18 protein-coding genes are annotated in these 17,287 nt (G+C 68.6%); 10 read left to right on the top strand and 8 right to left on the bottom strand.

Going from position 1 to position 17,287, the window contains the following annotated elements:
* Positions 1-156: 156 nt before the first annotated feature.
* The 3 genes from B9C99_RS03165 to B9C99_RS03155 are packed head-to-tail and all read left to right on the top strand — an operon-like array spanning position 157 to position 3,447.
* Entirely contained in the window at positions 157-1,473 is a 1,317-nt protein-coding gene (locus B9C99_RS03165; protein ID WP_088896926.1) for an MFS transporter, read from the top strand.
* A 34-nt stretch (positions 1,474-1,507) separates the two neighbouring features.
* Positions 1,508-2,422, top strand: a complete 915-nt coding sequence (locus B9C99_RS03160; RefSeq protein ID WP_088896925.1) for a spermidine synthase — start codon at positions 1,508-1,510, stop codon at positions 2,420-2,422.
* A gap of 44 nt (positions 2,423-2,466) precedes the next feature.
* The gene (locus B9C99_RS03155; protein WP_088896924.1) at positions 2,467-3,447 is read left to right on the top strand and encodes a pirin family protein; all 981 of its coding nucleotides are present in this window, start codon (positions 2,467-2,469) and stop codon (positions 3,445-3,447) included.
* A 47-nt stretch (positions 3,448-3,494) separates the two neighbouring features.
* Here the strand turns inward: B9C99_RS03155 and B9C99_RS03150 are convergent, their stop codons facing one another.
* Positions 3,495-3,785: a putative quinol monooxygenase gene (locus B9C99_RS03150; protein ID WP_016694018.1), complete on the bottom strand. Its 291-nt coding sequence runs from the start codon at positions 3,783-3,785 to the stop codon at positions 3,495-3,497.
* 87 nt (positions 3,786-3,872) lie between these two features.
* On the opposite strand from B9C99_RS03150, the gene B9C99_RS03145 reads away from it, so the two are divergent.
* Complete coding sequence (locus B9C99_RS03145) at positions 3,873-4,493, top strand: trans-aconitate 2-methyltransferase (protein ID WP_088896979.1); 621 nt, start codon at positions 3,873-3,875, stop codon at positions 4,491-4,493.
* A gap of 3 nt (positions 4,494-4,496) precedes the next feature.
* Here the strand turns inward: B9C99_RS03145 and B9C99_RS03140 are convergent, their stop codons facing one another.
* Positions 4,497-5,939 (bottom strand): NAD(P)/FAD-dependent oxidoreductase, encoded by a 1,443-nt coding sequence (locus B9C99_RS03140; RefSeq protein ID WP_088896923.1) that lies wholly within the window; start codon positions 5,937-5,939, stop codon positions 4,497-4,499.
* A gap of 3 nt (positions 5,940-5,942) precedes the next feature.
* Positions 5,943-6,953, bottom strand: a complete 1,011-nt coding sequence (locus tag B9C99_RS03135; protein WP_088896922.1) for a PHP domain-containing protein — start codon at positions 6,951-6,953, stop codon at positions 5,943-5,945.
* A gap of 40 nt (positions 6,954-6,993) precedes the next feature.
* Here B9C99_RS03135 and B9C99_RS03130 point away from each other — a divergent pair, with 40 nt between their 5' ends.
* Complete coding sequence (locus tag B9C99_RS03130; RefSeq protein WP_088896921.1) at positions 6,994-7,698, top strand: vancomycin high temperature exclusion protein; 705 nt, start codon at positions 6,994-6,996, stop codon at positions 7,696-7,698.
* Positions 7,699-7,708: 10 nt separating this feature from the next.
* Positions 7,709-8,380: an SDR family oxidoreductase gene (locus B9C99_RS03125; protein ID WP_039584495.1), complete on the top strand. Its 672-nt coding sequence runs from the start codon at positions 7,709-7,711 to the stop codon at positions 8,378-8,380.
* A 55-nt stretch (positions 8,381-8,435) separates the two neighbouring features.
* On the opposite strand, the gene B9C99_RS03120 is transcribed toward B9C99_RS03125, so the two are convergent.
* Genes B9C99_RS03120 through B9C99_RS03110 form a run of 3 tightly spaced genes read right to left on the bottom strand, consistent with a single transcriptional unit; the run spans position 8,436 to position 10,756 of the window.
* Entirely contained in the window at positions 8,436-9,356 is a 921-nt protein-coding gene (locus tag B9C99_RS03120) for a DUF6777 domain-containing protein (protein ID WP_088896920.1), read from the bottom strand.
* Positions 9,357-9,365: 9 nt separating this feature from the next.
* Positions 9,366-10,373, bottom strand: a complete 1,008-nt coding sequence (locus tag B9C99_RS03115) for an alpha/beta hydrolase (protein ID WP_088896919.1) — start codon at positions 10,371-10,373, stop codon at positions 9,366-9,368.
* The gene (locus B9C99_RS03110; RefSeq protein WP_016691032.1) at positions 10,373-10,756 is read right to left on the bottom strand and encodes a nuclear transport factor 2 family protein; all 384 of its coding nucleotides are present in this window, start codon (positions 10,754-10,756) and stop codon (positions 10,373-10,375) included. The genes B9C99_RS03115 and B9C99_RS03110 overlap by 1 nt, the downstream gene beginning before the upstream one ends.
* 143 nt (positions 10,757-10,899) lie before the next feature.
* On the opposite strand from B9C99_RS03110, the gene B9C99_RS03105 reads away from it, so the two are divergent.
* The 3 genes from B9C99_RS03105 (at position 10,900) to B9C99_RS03095 (ending at position 13,107) form a co-directional block, all read left to right on the top strand.
* Positions 10,900-11,727 (top strand): alpha/beta hydrolase, encoded by an 828-nt coding sequence (locus B9C99_RS03105; RefSeq protein ID WP_016691033.1) that lies wholly within the window; start codon positions 10,900-10,902, stop codon positions 11,725-11,727.
* 64 nt (positions 11,728-11,791) lie between these two features.
* Positions 11,792-12,388, top strand: a complete 597-nt coding sequence (locus B9C99_RS03100; RefSeq protein WP_016691034.1) for a hypothetical protein — start codon at positions 11,792-11,794, stop codon at positions 12,386-12,388.
* 59 nt (positions 12,389-12,447) lie between these two features.
* Entirely contained in the window at positions 12,448-13,107 is a 660-nt protein-coding gene (locus tag B9C99_RS03095; RefSeq protein ID WP_016691035.1) for a hypothetical protein, read from the top strand.
* A gap of 95 nt (positions 13,108-13,202) precedes the next feature.
* Here the strand turns inward: B9C99_RS03095 and leuS are convergent, their stop codons facing one another.
* On the bottom strand, positions 13,203-16,070 hold the full coding sequence (gene leuS, locus B9C99_RS03090) for a leucine--tRNA ligase (RefSeq protein WP_088896918.1): 2,868 nt from the start codon (positions 16,068-16,070) through the stop codon (positions 13,203-13,205).
* 96 nt (positions 16,071-16,166) lie between these two features.
* Between leuS and B9C99_RS03085 the strand changes: the two genes are divergently transcribed.
* On the top strand, positions 16,167-16,571 hold the full coding sequence (locus tag B9C99_RS03085; RefSeq protein ID WP_088896917.1) for an SdpI family protein: 405 nt from the start codon (positions 16,167-16,169) through the stop codon (positions 16,569-16,571).
* A gap of 21 nt (positions 16,572-16,592) precedes the next feature.
* On the opposite strand, the gene B9C99_RS03080 is transcribed toward B9C99_RS03085, so the two are convergent.
* Positions 16,593-17,246 carry a hemerythrin domain-containing protein gene (locus B9C99_RS03080; protein WP_088896916.1) on the bottom strand — a complete coding sequence of 218 codons (654 nt, stop codon included), beginning with the start codon at positions 17,244-17,246 and terminating at the stop codon, positions 16,593-16,595.
* Between the last annotated feature and the right edge of the window lie 41 nt (positions 17,247-17,287).

The raw sequence follows: 17,287 nt of genomic DNA, 5'->3' as shown, positions 1-17,287 counted from the left end.
TCGAGTCGACGACAGGCAAGCGTGACATCCAGGAGAACAGCCGTCGAGGGGTCCCGGCAACATTTGCAATCAGCATGATCGGAACCCGTGCGTGAATGCGTCGGGCGTGGTTAGCGTCGCCGGGTTGCACGCTGTCCACCACCGGGAATCGAGTCCATGACCACGCTGTCACAGCCCAGTTCCGCACCCGAGTCCGATCTCGATCGCCGCAGGAGACTACGCACCGTGGTCGCGGCGAGCCTGCTCGGCACCACGGTGGAGTGGTACGACTTCTTCCTCTACGCGACGGCTGCGAGCCTGGTGTTCAACCAGCTGTTCTTCCCGGACCAGAGTTCGTTCGTCGGCACGATGCTGGCCTTCGCGACCTTCGCGGTGGGCTTCGTGGTCCGCCCCATCGGCGGTGTCGTCTTCGGCCACATCGGTGACCGGATCGGACGCAAGAAGACCCTCGCGCTGACGATGTTCATCATGGGCGTCGCCACCGCGCTGATGGGCCTTCTGCCCACCCACGCGCAGGTGGGTGTGGTCGCGCCGATCCTGCTGCTCCTGCTGCGCATTCTGCAGGGCTTCGCCCTCGGTGGCGAATGGGCCGGGGCCGTGCTGCTCGCCGTCGAGCACAGCCCGGAGAAGAAGCGCGGTCTGTTCGGCAGCATCCCGCAGGTCGGCCTCGCGCTCGGTCTCGCGTTGGGCACCGCGGTGTTCGCGGCGCTGCAGGTGATCTTCGACGAGCAGCAGTTCCTGTCGTACGGCTGGCGGATCGCGTTCCTGCTCAGCCTCGTACTCGTCGCCGTCGGTTTCGTCGTGCGCCTGAAGGTCGACGAGACCCCGGCCTTCCGCGAGGTGCAGGAGCTCGCGAAGAAGTCGTCGGCGCCGCTCGTGGACGTCTTCCGGCCCGGCGTGCGTCGCAGCACCGTTCTCGGTCTGCTGTCGCGGTGGGGTGAGGGCGCGGCGTTCAACACGTGGGGCGTCTTCGCCATCACCTACGCTACCAAGGACCTCGACTTCGAGAAGGTGCCGGTGCTCCTCGTCGTCACCCTCGCCGCGCTGGTCATGGCCGTGCTGCTCCCGGTGTCGGGCACCCTGGTCGACCGGTTCGGTGCGAAGCAGGTCTACACCGTCGGCATCGCCGCCTACGGCATCGCGGTGTTCCCGACCTTCGCCCTGTTCGGCACGAACAACCTGTTCTGGTTCGCCGTGGCGATGATCCTCGTGTTCGGCGTCGTCCACGCCCTGTTCTACGGCGCGCAGGGAACGCTGTACGCGAGCCTGTACCCGGCGGAGATCCGCTACACGGGCCTGTCGGTCGTCTACCAGTTCTCCGGCATCTACGCGTCGGGCATCACCCCGATGATCCTCACCGCGCTCATCGCCGTGGCCGGCGGTCCGTGGCTCGCCTGCGGCTATCTCGTCCTCACGTCCGTGATCAGCGTCGTTGCGACCTCGATGATGCGCAGGGAGGACCTCCACCTCTGATCGGAGGTGACGGAGCCGGTACTAGGCTCGTCGTATGAGCAGGCAACGAGGTGGCCGCGCCGCATCGTCGCCGCGCAAGGAGAAGACCGGTACACCGGGCGGCCCGGTCGAGGGGCTCTACGACATCGACACGGGCACGTGCGAGCTCGTCAAGGACCGCTATCTCGCCGACGGATGGGTACTCGAGATCAACGGGGTGCCCAGCTCGCACATCGATCTGAGCGACCCGGCCCTGCTCGAGTTCGAGTACATGCGGTGGATCGCGATGCTCGTCGAGAGCAGGTTCGAACGCGACTCGCGACTGCGCGTGCTGCACCTCGGTGGGGGTGCGTGCACGATGGCACGCTACTTCGCCGCGGTCTACCCCGACGCGCGGCAGGTGGTCGTCGAGATCGACGGTCGCCTCGCCGAACTCGTCCGCCACTGGTTCGACCTGCCCCGCGCCCCGTTGCTGCGCATCCGGGTGGGGGAGGCCCGCCAGGTCCTCACCTCGCTCTCCGATGCGAGCCGCGACGTGATCGTGCGGGATGTCTTCGCCTACAACCGCACTCCCGTCGCACTCACGACCCTCCAGTTCACGCAGCACGCGCGGCGCGTGCTCGCGCCCGGTGGCGTCTACGTCGTCAACTGCGGCGACTTCCGCGACCTGGCCGTCGCGAAACGTGAGGCCGCGACGATCGGTGAGGTCTTCGAGCACACCGTGATCATCGCCGACCCCGCGATGCTCAAGGGTCGTCGCTACGGCAACGTCGTCATCGCCGGCAGCGACCTGCCGCTCGGCGACTCCCCGGCCCTGGCCCGCGACCTGCTCGGCGGGGCCGTCCCCGCACAGATCAAGTTGGGTGACCAGGTGGGGAAGTTCGCCGCCGGGTCGCGGGTCCTGGACGACAGCGAGGCCACTACACCGCCCGGAACAAAGAGCACGGGCACGGAGTTGCACGGGGCATGACGTCAGCAGCCCCTACTCCGGTACTCCAGGTCTTCCGGCTCGGTATGCCCTGGCAGACGATCGATCCGTTCCTGTTCGTCGCGCACCATGTCGACGCGTATCCGGCGGGTAACGACGAGCTCGGACCCGACGCGTCGCTCGACGGCCGCCCGCTCGGCCAGGACTTCGGCAACCCGGCGGGCTGGAGCATGTACCACGGCACCACCGTCCCGGGATTCCCCGGTCATCCGCACCGCGGCTTCGAGACGGTGACCTTCGTGCGCTCGGGTTTCGTCGACCACTCCGATTCGGTGGGTGCGGCGGCGCGTTTCGGTGAGGGTGACACGCAGTGGCTCACCGCCGGCAACGGGGTCGTCCACAGCGAGATGTTCCCTCTGCTGAACAAGGATTCGGACAATCCCCTCGAACTGTTCCAGATCTGGTTGAACCTGCCTGCAGAGTCGAAGACCGTCGACCCGCACTTCTCGATGCTGTGGAACGAGGACACCCCCACCGTGACGGTGACGGACGAGGACGGGCGCACCGTCTCCGTCCGCGTCATCGCCGGTGAACTCGACGGCGCGACTCCGCCGCCGCCCCCGCCGAATTCGTGGGCGTCCCGACCCGGCACCGATGTGGCGATCTGGAACATCGACCTGTCGTCCGGTGCGCGCTGGGAACTGCCGGCCGCGCGCGATGAGCAGACGCAACGGGTCCTGTACGTGTACAACGGTTCCCCCGTGCGGATCGGTGACCGGACGATCGAGTCCGGGCACGGGGTCGTCGTCGACGCGTCGGTGCCGGTGCACCTCACCGGTGGCGACGAGGGCACGCAGATCCTGATGCTGCAGGGTCGCCCGATCGGCGAACCCGTCGTCTCGTACGGCCCGTTCGTGCTCAACGACGAGGCGGGTGTCCGGCAGGCGTTCGAGGATTACCGTCGCACCGGTTTCGGTGGATGGCCGTGGGACAGCGACGGTCCCGTGCACGACCGCGACGCCGGCCGGTTCGCGCGGTATCCCGACGAGCAGCTCGAACAACGCTGACCGCGTGCGCAGATCCTGTCGATCTCCGGCAGGATCTGCGACGAGAACTACTCGTTCGACGGCTGCACGTCCGGGACGAGGTACTCCGAGACCTCCATCGACCGGATCTCCCGGGCCTGATCGTCGTCGGGTCCGCTGCCGCGGAAGTCGTCGAGCTGTGCCCGTGACTCCCACCGTTCGTAGATGCAGACGCGGTCGGGTTCGATCAGGTCCGCGGTGACAGCGAAGTCGAGGCAGCCCGGCGCTCTGCGGGCGGCCTCGACGACGGACCTGCAGGTCGCCAGATAGAACTCACGCCTGTCGGCGTCGACGGTGAGATGTCCTGCGACGATGATCATGAATCCCCTCCCGTGGTCACTGCCTCGTGGTGGGTAGGACCTGCGAACGCGGTCGAACTCATCGCGACACCGTCGTACCATGCCGGAGTGACCCAGCCCGGATACGACGCCCTCGCGGATCTGTACGTCGAGCTGTTCCCCGATCCGTACCTGACGCCCCTCGAACGCCACACCGTCGCCGCCTTCGCCGAAATGGTGCGGCAGAGCCCGGTGCAGGGCGTCGTGCTGGATGTGGGTTGCGGACCCGGATACGTAGCCGCGGACCTCGCCGAACGCGGACTCGACGTGATCGGCCTCGATCCCAGCACCGAGATGCTGCGCATCGCGCGCGGCGCACACTCCGCGCTGCGATTCGTCCGGGACGATGCACGACTCGGGTCCGACGAACTCCGCGAAGTGGTTCCGAGCGCGATCATCGCGCGGTGCAGCCTCATCCATGTTCTGCCGTCCGAGATCCCCGGGATCCTCGACGGGTGGGCGGAGCGGATTCCGTCCGGGGGCGTGGTACTCGTCGCGGGCCAGATTGCCGACACCCCCGGCGAAGTGATCGAGTTCGACCACGCGGTGGCGCCGGCGTGGCGGTGGCACCCGGATCGTCTCGCCACGGCGTTGTCCGATGCCGGATTCGACGAGGTGTGGCGGACGGTCAGCCGCCCCGACGCCGACCATCGCTTCCCCGACGTCCATCTGGCGGCGCGCCGGCGCTGACGGTCAGGGTGTGAACTGCATCGATTCGTCGATACGTCCGAGCCGCATGGTGGGCAGGTCGAGGAGATAGTTCTGCCGCATCAGCCACGGGCTGCGCGAACCCTGTTTGGGCAGAGCACCTTCCGCGCGGTGGATGTAACCGGAGTCGAGACCGAGCAGTGGACGGGTGCGGCCGTCGCCCGAATATCGCGGCATCGCCGAGCGGTAACCGTTACGGCGCATGTACCGCAACAACCGGCACACGTAGAGGGACGCGAGATCGGCACGCAGGGTCCACGACGCGTTGGTGTAGCCGAGGCACATCGCAGCATTGGGCAGGCCGTCGAGCATCATGCCGCGGTAGATGAACCGGGTGGACAGGTCGATCTTCTCCCCGTCGACGACGAACTCGATTCCGCCGGCGGGCACCAGTTGCAGACCCGTTGCGGGGATCAGGATCTCGGCCTCGAGCTCGCGACCGGACTCGAGACGGACACTCTTCTCGGTGACGGTGTCGATCCGGTCGGTGACGATCTCGGCCTTCCCTGCGCGCAGGGTGCGGAACAGATCGGAGTCGGGGACCACGCACAGTCGCTGATCCCACGGGTCGTAGCGCGGTGAGAAATGGGGATCGACCGGAACCCTGCCGCGCAGGCGACGTTCGGTGAAGGTGCGCAGCACGCGTTTCGCGGCGGAGGGGAACCGCTGGCAGAACTGGTAGAAGCCGAGATTGACGACGACGTTCTTCGTCCGCACCGCGCGGTGGGCCGGCTTGTCGGGCAACAGGCGTCGTATCCGCGTCGCGATCGGGTCGCGCGCGGGCAGCGACATCACGTAGGTGGGGGAGCGCTGCAGCATCGTCACGTGCTCGGCCTTCTCCGCGAGTGCGGGCACGAGCGTGACGGCCGTGGCGCCACTGCCGATCACCACGATCTTCTTCCCCTCGTAGTCGAGGTCGCCGGGCCAGAACTGCGGATGCACGATCGTGCCCGCGAAGTCCTGCAGGCCCGGGATGTCGGGGAGATAACCGGACTCGTAGCTGTAGTAGCCGCTGCAGAGATAGAGGAAGGAACAGGACATCTCCACCGTGCCCTGCCCCGTCGAGGCACGCACCGTCCACCGGGCGTCCTCCGACGACCACGATGCATCGATCACCTTGTGACCGAACCGGATCCGCCGGTCGATACCGAATTCGGCGGCGGTGTCGCGGATGTACTGCAGGATGTCGGGGCCGTCGGCGATGGACTTCTCACCCCGCCACGGGCGGAACGGGAAGCCGAGCGTGTACATGTCGCTGTCCGACCGGATCCCCGGATAGCGGAACAGATCCCACGTACCACCGATCGCGTCGCGACTCTCGAGGATGGCGTACCCGAGATCCGGGCACTGCGTCTGCAGCCGGTAACCGGCATCGATGCCGGACAGTCCGGCTCCCACGATCAGTACGTCGACGTGTTCCACGCGCATCCCCTACCTGTCGGTCCACGCCAGCAGGTCGTCGACCTCCCAGGTGTTGATCACCTGTTCGGGTTCGACACCCCGCTCGACGGCACGTTCGCAACCGTACCCGAGCCAGTCGAGCTGCCCGGGTGCGTGCGCATCGGTGTCGATGGAGAACAGGCAGCCCGTCTCGAGCGCGACGTCGATGAGACGCGACGGCGGGTCGCGGCGTTCGGGCCGGCAGTTGATCTCGACGGCGGTGTCGTGGTCGCGACACGCGGCGAAGACCTTCTCGGCGTCGAACTTCGATTCCGGACGACTTCCGCGACCTCCGGCGACGAGACGGCCGGTGCAGTGCCCGAGGACGTCGACGTGGGGATTCGCCGCCGCACGCAGCATGCGTTTCGTCATCGCCGACCGGTCGGCCCGCAGGTTCGAGTGCACGCTCGCGACGACGACGTCGAGTTCGGCGAGCAGTCCTTCGTCCTGGTCGAGTGACCCGTCGTCGAGGATGTCGACCTCGATACCCGTGAGAATCCTTGCACCACTGCTGTTCTCGTTGATGTCCGCGACGATGGCGAGCTGCGAGCGCAACCGTTCCGCGGTGAGGCCGTTCGCGACCTTCAGGCGAGGGGAGTGGTCGGTGAGGGCGAAGTACTCGTGCCCGATCATCGTCGACGCGACGCGGTGCATTTCGTCGATGGGGCTGCCGCCGTCGGACCAGTTCGAGTGGGTGTGCAGGTCGCCGCGCAGGGACTCGAGCAGGTCGCGGCCGCCGCGGCCGATCGGGTCGGCCTCCTCGCGCAACTGCTCGAGATAGGCGGGCACTCCGTCGAACGACTCCCGGACGACGGTCGCGGTCTTCTTCCCGACACCCGGCAGATCGGTCCACGAGTCGGTCTTCCGCAGCACCTCCCGCTTGTGGTCGCTCACCTCGGCGAGCACCTCCGCCGCGCGACGATAGGCCTGCACGCGGTAGGTGTCGGCGTGTTCGCGTTCGAGCCAGAAGGCGACTTCGCGGAGTGCGTCGACGGGGTCCACCCCTCCATTGTGGCCGCCGGGCGTCCGTAATCTGGGACGCATGCTCGAATCCGTCCGGTCGTCGTCCCCCCTCGGTGCGGTCTCCGCACTGGTCGTCGGTGCCGTGTCCGCGCTGACACTCGTCTCCGCCCGCGTGGCGTCGGAGGCGAAGGACCTCATGTACGAGGTGGACGACGCGCCGCCCGCCCCGGTGGTGATCGTGCCGGGCGCGCGGGTGCACGAGGGCCGTCCGATGCGGGTGCTCCGCAGCCGCCTCGACGTCGCGGTCGCGTTGATGGAGCGGGGACGGGTGCAGGCCGTGCTCGTCTCGGGCGACGGGGCCGGAACCTCGGGCGACGAGATCGAGGCGATGATCGCGTATCTCGTCGAGCAGGGCGTGAACCGGGAACGGATCGTCGCCGACCCGTACGGTCTCGACACCTACGACACCGCCCGGCGTGCCGTCGCCACCTACGGCGTGCGGCAGGCACTGATCACGACCCAGGCCTTCCACCTTCCGCGCGCAGTGGCGTTGTGCCGGCGGGCGGGCATCGACATCGCCGGAGTCCGCGCCGCGAACGACGTGCGACTGCGCACGCGGCTGAGGAATCTGGCACGCGAGTACGTGCTGTCGCGCCCCAAGGCGTTCCTCGAACTCCGGTTCCCGCGCGACCCCGCGGTGGAGACCCCGCCGGACGACCGGCTCGCCGAGATCCTGGCCGGTCTCGAGCACGGTGCGGTGGCCGCCCCACCGTCTGCTTCCTAGGCTCGTGATCATGCGCCCCACAGCTCTCGTCACCGGAGGGGGTCGCGGTCTCGGTGCCGCGATCGCCCACGAACTCGCTCCCACCCACGATCTGCTCCTCGGCGGCCGGCGTCGCGAGTCGCTCGACGCGATCCTCGAGGAACTACCCGACGCCACGCCGTGGCCCGTGGACCTGCTCGACCACGACGCCGTCGCCGCGGCCGCCGCCGACATCGACCGGCTCGACGTCCTCGTCCACAACGCGGGCGTCGCCGAACTGGGCACGATCGCCGACAGCGAGCCCCGGCAGTGGCGCGAGACGTTCGAGGCGAACGTCGTCGCCGTCGTCGCCCTGACGCAGGTGCTACTGCCGGCCCTGCGCGCCGCGAACGGCCACGTGGTGCTCATCAACTCGGGGGCGGGTCTGCGTGCTCGCCCCGGGTGGGGTGCCTATGCCGCGAGCAAGTTCGCCCTGCGGGCGTTCGGCGACGCGCTGCGCGAGGAGGAACCCGCGCTGCGGGTCACCTCGATACACCCGGGCCGGATCGACACCGACATGCAACGCGCGATCGTCGCGTCGGAAGGCCGCGAGTACGACCCGTCGCAGTTCCTCAGCCCCGGCACGGTGGCGCGCGCGGTGCGGCAGGTCGTCGAGGCGCCGGTCGACGCCCACCCCACCGAGGTCGTTCTGCGTCCTCGCTGACGACTCGGAACGGCTGACGACTCGGAACGGCTGACGGCTCGGAACGGCTGACGGCTCAGAACGGCAGCGGAATCACTACCGGGGGAGCGCCTGGGATCTGGATCTGGATCTGCGGAGGCGGCGGCGGTGCCGCGGCTTCCGGCACGGGATCGCGCCGCGGCGCGGGAACGGGTACCTGCAGCGCCTCGGTCTCGGGGCGGGACTCCTCCGTGGTCTCCGGTGCGGCCGGAGCCGTGGTCTTCGGCAGGGCCTCACCGACCGGCACGGGGACCATCGCACCGGTCGTGATGTCGACGACCTCCAACTCCCGCACGGCAGTCGCGGCGGGCTGGACGACGAACATCCGCTCGGCGTTCAGTCCGGGCCATTTCGGGCCTTCGAGTTCGTCGTTGCCGGTGAGCACCGGCGCGGACAGCGGATTACCGCGCACGCACCGCACGCGCGGAACACCGAGTTCGTCGACGAGGACGATCGTGCCGCGCTCGAGCAGCGACTGCACGGGCCGCGCGGCACCGTCGCGGTACTCGTGCATGGTCACCCGGGTGTCGGCGCGCAACAGGACCGCCGTGAGGGTGTCGGTGTACCCGCGGATGTCGGGCACGCCGAGGACACCGCGCCACGCCTCGGCCTTGGCCGGGTCCTCCTCCAGATGAAGGATGAGTCCTTCGCGGTCGCACAGGGGCCGGTCGAGACTGCCCCCGTAGAGGGCCGGCCGGTCACCGGGGACGGCCGGGGTCCCGGCGGTCGCGGTGACCGGGTCGCCGCCGTCCTCGACGACTTCGGGAGGTGGGGGCGGCACCGCGACCGGCACCTGCGGCGGCACGAGACGCGGCGTCCACGGGTCGTCCTGCGCGGTGGCGACATGCAGTTGCACGGGCGTGGTCGTCTCGACCGAACCGCCCGACGAGCAGGCACCCGCCGCCAGTGCCGTCAGGGCGAGTGCCAGACCGAATCCACGAACCGTGTCGCTGGCCACGCCGTCATGCTAGGTCGATGATCGCCGGTGAACGTGCTGTTCGGCGGTTCTCATCGGTATCCGGATCCCGGAGAGGAAACGCAGGAGGAGGTCGTTCACCTCGTTGCGACGTTCCATCTGTACGAAATGCCCCGCGCCCTCGAGCAGGTGGACACCGCGCAGATCGGGGACGAAGGCACGCATCCGTTCGAGCGCCGACGACCCCGACATCGCGACGACAGGATCCCGGTCTCCGGCCACGAACAGCGTCGGTACCTGCACCTTCGCGCCCTCGTAGGGACGCGACGCCTCCCAGTTGGCGTCGTAGGCGCGGTACCAGGACAGACCCCCGCCGAAGCCTGTGCGGGTGAACTCGGCCGCGTAGTGCGCGAGCTCGTCGTCGTCGAGCCAGTCCCACGGCAGCTCGGGAGCGGTGGGCAGCACGTCGAGATATCCGCGTCCCTCGGACGGATGCGACCACACGTCGAGATAGCGGTATCCGCCCGACAGCGCGAAGAACAGTCGCTGCAGGAACTCGCGCGGGTGGGGATCGAGTTCCGCCTCCGCGACCCCCGGTTCCTGGAAGTAGTGGAGGTGGAGGAAGTGCTTGTCGGCGAGACCGCGGAAGATCTCGCTGGGGCGTGCCGGCATCCGGTCGGGCGCGTAGGGCACGGCGAGCAGGACGAGACCGGCGACGCGATCCGGATGTCGCAGCGCCATCGTCCACGCGACGGGTGCGCCGAAGTCGTGACCGACGACGATCGCGCTGTCGATCTTGAGGACGTCGAGCAGCCGGACGAGGCGATCGGCGACCGCGACGTTCGTGTACTCCTCGACCTCCCGGGGCCGGTCGGTGCGGCCGTAACCGGGCATGTCGGGGGCGACGGCACGGTATCCGGCGTCGACGAGCGGCGCGAACTGGTGCCGGTAGCTGTACCCCAGGCCGGGGAATCCGTGGCACATGACGACCGCGGGTCCGTCACCCCGATCGTCGATGTTCCACGTGAAACCATCGACCTCGACGATGCGGCTGCCCATCAGGAAGCGGGGACGGTCTGCATGTCCTCCTGGCTCCAGAACGCCCTCATGCTCGTGATCCTCGCGTCGTCGTCGAAGGTCATCACGTCGACGACCTCCATGACCAGATCCTGCTCACCCAGGTGCGTGACCAGGCGGAACACGAAAGCCGCGTTGTTCTCCGCGATCTTGAGGGTGATCACCTCACCGGTCTGCGCGAGCGGTTCGACCACTCCGTAGAACTCGCGGATCTCGGCCTCGGTGGCGCGGACGGGCGTGCCGACCGGATCCTCGACCGTCGCGCCCGGCGCGTACAGGGCGAGGACGTCGTCGACGGTGCCCGAGGCAACGGACTTCACGTAGTTCTCGACGGTGGCGCGGATCGCGTCCCGACTCGGTGCCATGAGGTCTCCTTCGTTCGAATCTGGAACACGTTTCACTTCGACGGTAGTGGGCCGGATCCGCGGATGCACTCGCGATTCCCACTCGGAAGACCCCGCGTCGGAGGACGATGACATCGCCATCACCCGGAACGATCGGAGACCCGATGATCGACGCTGTCGCCTTCACCCTCGACGGACACGCCGGCGCCCTCGCAGCGCGCACGTGGGTCGGCGAGACCCCGCGCTACGTGGCGTTGCTGTGCCACGGCTACGGCGAGCACTGCGGACGCTACGAATACGTGGCCGCGCGCCTCGTCGCCGACGGCGCCGCCGTCTACGCGGTGGACCACATCGGTCACGGCCTCAGCGACGGCGAACGCGTCCTCATCGACGACTTCGAGAAGGTGGTCGACGACTTCCGCCTGCTCGATCTCACGGCGCGACGCGAGCATCCCGACCTGCCGGTCGTGCTCGTCGGGCACTCGATGGGCGGCATGATCGCCGCCCGGTACGCGCAGCGATACGGCTCGGAACTGGCCGCGGTCGTCCTGTCCGGCCCGGTCCTCGGCAGATGGGCGGCGGTCGACGCCCTGCTCACGGCCGAGGAGATCCCGGACACCCCCATCGAGCCGTCCACCCTCTCCCGTGATCCCGAGGTGGGCCGCGCCTACGTGGCCGACCCGCTCGTCTGGCACGGCCCGTTCAAGCGCACCACCGTGCAGGCGCTGAAGACCTGCATCGACACGATCACCGCCGCCGGTGCCGTCGACGACGTGCCCGTGCTGTGGCTCCACGGTGAGGACGATCGGCTGGTTCCCCTCGACGGCACCGCCACCGGATGGTCGTCGCTGGCAGGTCGCGGATCGTCGTCGAAGACCTATCCCGAGGCACGGCACGAGATCTTCAACGAGACGAATCGGGACGAGGTCCTGGGCGATGTCGTCGACTTCGTCGGCACCCATATCCGCCCTCTCGAGACTCTCGAGGATTGAAGCCGACCGCGCCTGGCTACCCCAAGCCATGGGGCCGTCCCCTTCGTGTCCCGTACGGAAGGAGATGACCGTGGTCGAAGACAGCCCATCCGACAGGGCTCGCCCTGGCCCGGCCGACAAGGCACGCCTCGGGTTGAAGCAGACGGTGTTCGGCAAGGCGAAGGAGGTCGCCGGCGCTCTGACCGGCAACGATTCCCTCACCACCGAAGGCCGACTCGAGCAGGAGCAGGCCCGGCAGACCAGGAAGGCCGACACCCTCTCGCACATGGCCGAGGCCGAGAGCGACGAGGCGGTCGAGCAGCTCGACGCCGTCCGCGAGGCCGGACAGCAGGAACGCGAGGCCGTGCAGCAGCGGACCGACGCCGTCGAGACGCAGGCCGAGCGGGAGGCACGGGTCCGCAAACAGGCCGCCGACCTCGAATGTCAGGAGAACATCGTCCGAGGGCGGTCCGACGCCGTCCGCGAGGCCACAGCCGCCGAGCAGCAGGCACGCCGTGAGGAGAACGAGCAGGTCACGGATGCCGCGGCAGAGGTCGCGGCCGCCGACGAGGACCACCGACGAGCCTCCCACGACGCCGAACGTGCACGCCTGCAGGCCGAGGAGGAACGCCGCAAGGCCGAAGCCCTCGACCGCACGCTGACCGACGAGCCGGATCGCTGACGAACACCACCGACATTCCCTACCGGAGCTGTACCCCCATCGAAGTTGGAGATGCGCCCATGAATCTCACCACTCTGCCCAAGAGCGTTCTGCGACTGCAGTACAAGATCGCCCGCTTCCCGTTGGGGCTGATCGAGCAGCAGTTGCGGTTCCTGCCCACCGACGCCCCGCCGCGCCTGATGTACGAGCGGGGACTGGGCATGCTGGACGGCATCGTCGGCAGCGTGCTCGACGATCAGGAGATCGCCACCCGCGGGGCGCTCGCCACCGAGCGTGCCGATGCGGTGAAGCGCGCCGAGAAGCTCGACGCCCAGGCCGCGGCCGAGAAGCGCGCGGCGGACGCCGAACTCCGCCGGACGCGTGAGCGCGCCGAGGCCGAGCAGGAAGCCGCACGGCGCGACCGCGAGAAGGAGGTCCAGCAGGCCCGCGAGCGCGCGCAGGAACGCGCGAAGCAGGCGGAGAAGGAAGCCGAGCAGAAGAAGGCCGCCGAGACCGCGAAGGCCGATCAGGAGGCCGCCGCGAAGCGCCGTGCCGCCGAGACGGCGAAGAAGAAGGACGAGGAGCGCATCCGCAAGGCCGAGGAGGAGGCCGCCGAGCCTGCCAAAGTCTCCCTCAAGGATGCCGTCGCCAAGCAGCTCGAGGCGAAGGAGGCGGAGGAGCGCGCACACGATGCGGGCGAGGTCGCCGAGTTCGAGAAGATCGAACACAAGAACCCCTGAGCGAGAAGCGCTCTCGGTGGAATCCGAGCGCACAGCACAGACGACGAGACCCCGGTGCACAGGATGCACCGGGGTCTCGCTCGTCGGAAGTTTTGCTACTTCACGACATTGACCATCTTGCCGGGAACCACGATCACCTTGCGCGGTGCGGCGCCGCCGAGCAGGTCGGCGATCTTCTCGTCCGCGAGCGCAGCGGCCTCGATCGCGTCGGGCGCGGCGTCGGCCGCGACGGTGATGCGGCTGCGCACCTTGCCGTTGACCTGGATCGGGTACTCGACGCTGTCCTCGACGAGCCACTCCTCGTCGGCGACCGGGAACGGGCCGTGCGCAAGCGATTCGGTGTGTCCGAGACGCGACCACATCTCCTCGGCGAGGTGCGGGGCGACCGGGCCGAGCATGAGCACGAGCGGTTCGACGGCGCTGCGCGGCGCACCCGACGGGTACTGCTTCGTCAGGTGGTTCGTGTACTCGATGAGCTTGGCGATCGCCGTGTTGTCGCGCAGGTGGGTGAAGTCGTCGGACACACCCGCGACCGTCTTGTTGAGCGCCCGCAGCGTGTCGTCACCGGGGGTCTCGTCGGTGACGCGCAGCGCGCCGCTCTCCTCCTCGACCACCAGACGCCACACGCGCTGCAGGAAGCGGTGCGCGCCGACGACGTCCTTGGTCGCCCACGGACGTGACTGGTCGAGCGGACCCATCGACATCTCGTAGACGCGCAGGGTGTCGGCGCCGTACTCGTCGAAGATCTGGTCGGGGCTGACGGAGTTCTTGAGCGACTTGCCCATCTTCCCGTACTCGCGAGCGACCTCCTGCTCACCGTCCGGGCCGGTCCAGTAGAACGTGCCGTCGCGCTCGACGACCTCCTCGGCCGGCACGTACACACCGCGCGAGTCGGTGTAGGCGTAGGCCTGGATGTAGCCCTGGTTGAACAGGCGACGGTACGGCTCCGAGGAGGTGACGTACCCGAGGTCGAAGAGCACCTTGTGCCAGAACCGCGCGTACAGCAGGTGCAGCACCGCATGCTCGACACCGCCGACGTACAGGTCGACGCCACCCGGATCGTTCGGGCCGTGCAGTTCCGGCCGCGGGCCGGTCCAGTACGCCTCGTTCTCCTTGTCGCAGAAGGCTTCCGAGTTGGTGGGGTCGATGTAGCGTAGCTGGTACCACGAGCTGCCGGCCCACTGCGGCATCACGTTGGTGTCGCGCGTGTAGCGCTTGAGGCCGTCGCCGAGATCGAGCTCGACGTTCATCCAGTCCACCGCCTTCGCGAGCGGCGGGGACGGTTCGGAATCGGCGTCGTCCGGATCGAAGGAGACCGGCGCGTAATCCTCGACCTCCGGAAGTTCCACGGGCAGAGCGGATTCGGGCAGCGCATGGGCGCGTCCCTGCTCGTCGTAGACGATCGGGAAGGGCTCGCCCCAGTACCGCTGCCGCGCGAACAACCAGTCGCGCAGCTTGTACTGGATGGTGCCGCGTCCGGCGCCGTCCTCCTCGAGTTTCGCGACGATCGTCTTCTTCGCCTCGGCGACGTCGAGACCGTCGAGCAGGCCGGAGTTCACCAGCACACCGTCGCCGGTGTACGCCTCGGCGGTGACGTCGCCGCCGGAGATGACCTCGCGGATCGGCAGACCGAAGGCGGTCGCGAACTCCCAGTCGCGCTGGTCGTGGCCGGGAACGGCCATGATCGCGCCGGTGCCGTAACCGGTGAGGACGTAGTCGGCGATGAAGATCGGCAGTCGCTCACCGTTGACCGGGTTCACGGCGTAGGCGCCGAGGAACACACCGGTCTTCTCCTTCGACTCCTGCCGCTCGAGATCGGACTTCGCGGCGATCGATGCGCGGTAGGCCGCAACCGCGGCAGCCGGATCGGCGGCGCCACCGGTCCAGCGCTCGTCGACACCCTCGGGCCAGGACGCACCGACGATCCGGTCGACGAGTTCGTGCTCGGGAGCGAGGGTCACGTAGCTGGCACCGAACAGGGTGTCGGGCCGGGTCGTGAACACCTCGATCGCCGAATCGTGGTCGGCGACGGCGAACTTCACCTGAGCGCCGTGCGAGCGCCCGATCCAGTTGCGCTGCATGGACTTGACCTTGTCGGTCCAGTCCAGGTGCTCGAGATCGTCGATCAGACGGTCGGAGTAGGCGGTGATCCGCATCATCCACTGGCGCAGGTTCTTCCGGAAGACCGGGAAGTTGCCGCGCTCGGAACGGCCGTCGGCCGTGACCTCCTCGTTGGCGAGCACCGTACCCAGGCCCGGGCACCAGTTGACGAGCGAATCCGACCGATACACCAGGCGGTACGAGTCGATGATGTCGGCGCGCTCACCCTCCGACAGCGACGCCCAGTCGCGTCCGTCCTCGAGACGACGCGTGCCGTCGGCGAATTCGGCCTCGAGTTCGGAGATGCGGCGAGCCCGTCCGGCCTCGCGGTCGTACCAGGCGTTGTAGATCGTCAGGAAGATCCACTGCGTCCAGCGATAGAAGTCGACGTCGGTCGTCGCGACCGAGCGACGCTCGTCGTGCCCGAGACCGAGCCGGGAGAGCTGCCGCTTCATGTTCCCGATGTTGGCCTCGGTGGTCGTGCGCGGGTGCGTGCCCGTCTGCACGGCGTACTGCTCGGCCGGCAGGCCGAAGGCGTCGTAACCGAGGGTGTGCAGCACGTTGCGGCCCTGCATGCGGTTGAAGCGCGCGTACACGTCGGTGGCGATGTACCCGAGCGGGTGCCCCACGTGCAGGCCCGAGCCCGACGGGTACGGGAACATGTCCTGCACGAACAGCTTGTCGGAGGGCACCTCGCCGGCGAGATCGCCCACCGGATTGGGGGCGTGGAAGGTGCCGCGCTCGCGCCAGAGCTCCTGCCAGCGCTGCTCGATCCGCCCCGCAAGCTCGGCGGTGTACCGATGCTGCGGAGTGCTGCCGGGTTCGTGCTGGGAGTTCTGTTCGGGACGGGTCACGGTGATCACTATCTACTCGGCCGGGCGTGTGAGTGCTCCCACCAGGGTAGAACGTGCCCGCACCCGCGCAGACCGGTGGCACCACCGGCCGCGTATCCTGGTCGGGTGCTCATCGTCGCTGTCCTGCTCTTCGTGCTCGCTCTCGTCGTCGGCGCGGTGGGTGTCGCGGCACTGACCGGCAAGCTCCCGCGCAACCGCTGGGCCGGTGTGCGCACCCCCGACGCGCTGCGTGACGACGACGCGTTCGCACTGGCCAACAAGGTCGCCGCACCCAGCATGCTCGGGTCCGCGGTGCTCCTCGCTCTCGGTGGAGTCGCGTCGCTGACCCTGCCCACCGTCGCCGGGATCATCGCGGTCGTCGTCACTGTGGTGGCCGCCCTGATCACCGCCGGAGCCGGCGGATCCGTCGCAGCGCGCGTCGCTGCGGCGACCAAGCCGGAGGAGACGGCCGGCTGCGGTACCTCGTGCGGCGCGTGCAGCCTGCGCGGGGCGTGCGAGCCGACCGCCTGACGGTCCTCCCACCGGTAGTCCTCACGCCCAGCGGCGCTCCCGTGCGTAGCGCGGTGTCCACCAGAACCGGTTGAGCACCCGCACCGGTACCGGGAGGCTCTTCACCACTGTGGCCACGCGGTCCTTCGGTGCCCCCTCGAAGAGGTAGGGCAGCATCTCGGAGACCTCGCGCTTCTCGAGCTGCGCGAACGCGCGCATCGAGATGTCGTGCCACTCCTCCTTGGTGATCGTCTGCTCGATCAGGGGGAAAGCGTCGCGTTCCTCGTGCGCGAGGTGTGCACCCAGTGACGTGACAAGCCCGTCGAGCAGACCGCCGAGCCGCTCGGTCGCGGTCTCCCGGTCGTCGAGTGCGGTCTCGATCTCGGCCAGGGCCGGGTCGATCACGGCATGTTCGGCCTCCATCGCGTCGAGCACCTCCATCGCCGCCGTGTCGTGGGCGAGCCGAGGCCGCATGAACGGCCAGACGTAGACGTCCTCGATGGAGTGGTGCGTGTGCAGTTCGGTACTGAATCCGTGCCAGCCGAGGAGCAGCGCATCGTGCGTGCCGGGATCGGCGGTCCGCCACTTCTGCGCGAAGTCGGCGAGACGTTCGGTGTCCCGACGCAGGGCGGAGTGGATCAGATGCACGACCTCCAGATCCTCGGCGGACAACGGCGTGGCGTGAGTGGTGGTCATGGCGGGTACCTCGACTTCCGTATGAATGTCCCCGTGTCCAT

The sequence above is a fragment of the Rhodococcus sp. BUPNP1 genome (genome assembly GCF_002215235.1).
GTDB lineage: Bacteria > Actinomycetota > Actinomycetes > Mycobacteriales > Mycobacteriaceae > Rhodococcus.
This window is presented reverse-complemented; position numbering and strand designations above follow the sequence as displayed.

Bases quoted from the DNA above. Each gene is read 5' to 3' on its own strand.
- B9C99_RS03150 (WP_016694018.1), bottom strand. From the start codon at position 3,785: ATGATCATCGTCGCAGGACATCTCACCGTCGACGCCGACAGGCGTGAG.
- B9C99_RS03160 (WP_088896925.1), top strand. From the start codon at position 1,508: ATGAGCAGGCAACGAGGTGGCCGCGCCGCATCGTCGCCGCGCAAGGAG.
- B9C99_RS03140 (WP_088896923.1), bottom strand. From the start codon at position 5,939: ATGCGCGTGGAACACGTCGACGTACTGATCGTGGGAGCCGGACTGTCC.
- B9C99_RS03105 (WP_016691033.1), top strand. From the start codon at position 10,900: ATGATCGACGCTGTCGCCTTCACCCTCGACGGACACGCCGGCGCCCTC.
- B9C99_RS03165 (WP_088896926.1), top strand. From the start codon at position 157: ATGACCACGCTGTCACAGCCCAGTTCCGCACCCGAGTCCGATCTCGAT.
- B9C99_RS03155 (WP_088896924.1), top strand. From the start codon at position 2,467: ATGCCCTGGCAGACGATCGATCCGTTCCTGTTCGTCGCGCACCATGTC.
- B9C99_RS03110 (WP_016691032.1), bottom strand. From the start codon at position 10,756: ATGGCACCGAGTCGGGACGCGATCCGCGCCACCGTCGAGAACTACGTG.
- B9C99_RS03080 (WP_088896916.1), bottom strand. From the start codon at position 17,246: ATGACCACCACTCACGCCACGCCGTTGTCCGCCGAGGATCTGGAGGTC.
- B9C99_RS03100 (WP_016691034.1), top strand. From the start codon at position 11,792: ATGACCGTGGTCGAAGACAGCCCATCCGACAGGGCTCGCCCTGGCCCG.
- B9C99_RS03125 (WP_039584495.1), top strand. From the start codon at position 7,709: ATGCGCCCCACAGCTCTCGTCACCGGAGGGGGTCGCGGTCTCGGTGCC.
- B9C99_RS03130 (WP_088896921.1), top strand. From the start codon at position 6,994: ATGCTCGAATCCGTCCGGTCGTCGTCCCCCCTCGGTGCGGTCTCCGCA.
- B9C99_RS03115 (WP_088896919.1), bottom strand. From the start codon at position 10,373: ATGGGCAGCCGCATCGTCGAGGTCGATGGTTTCACGTGGAACATCGAC.
- B9C99_RS03095 (WP_016691035.1), top strand. From the start codon at position 12,448: ATGAATCTCACCACTCTGCCCAAGAGCGTTCTGCGACTGCAGTACAAG.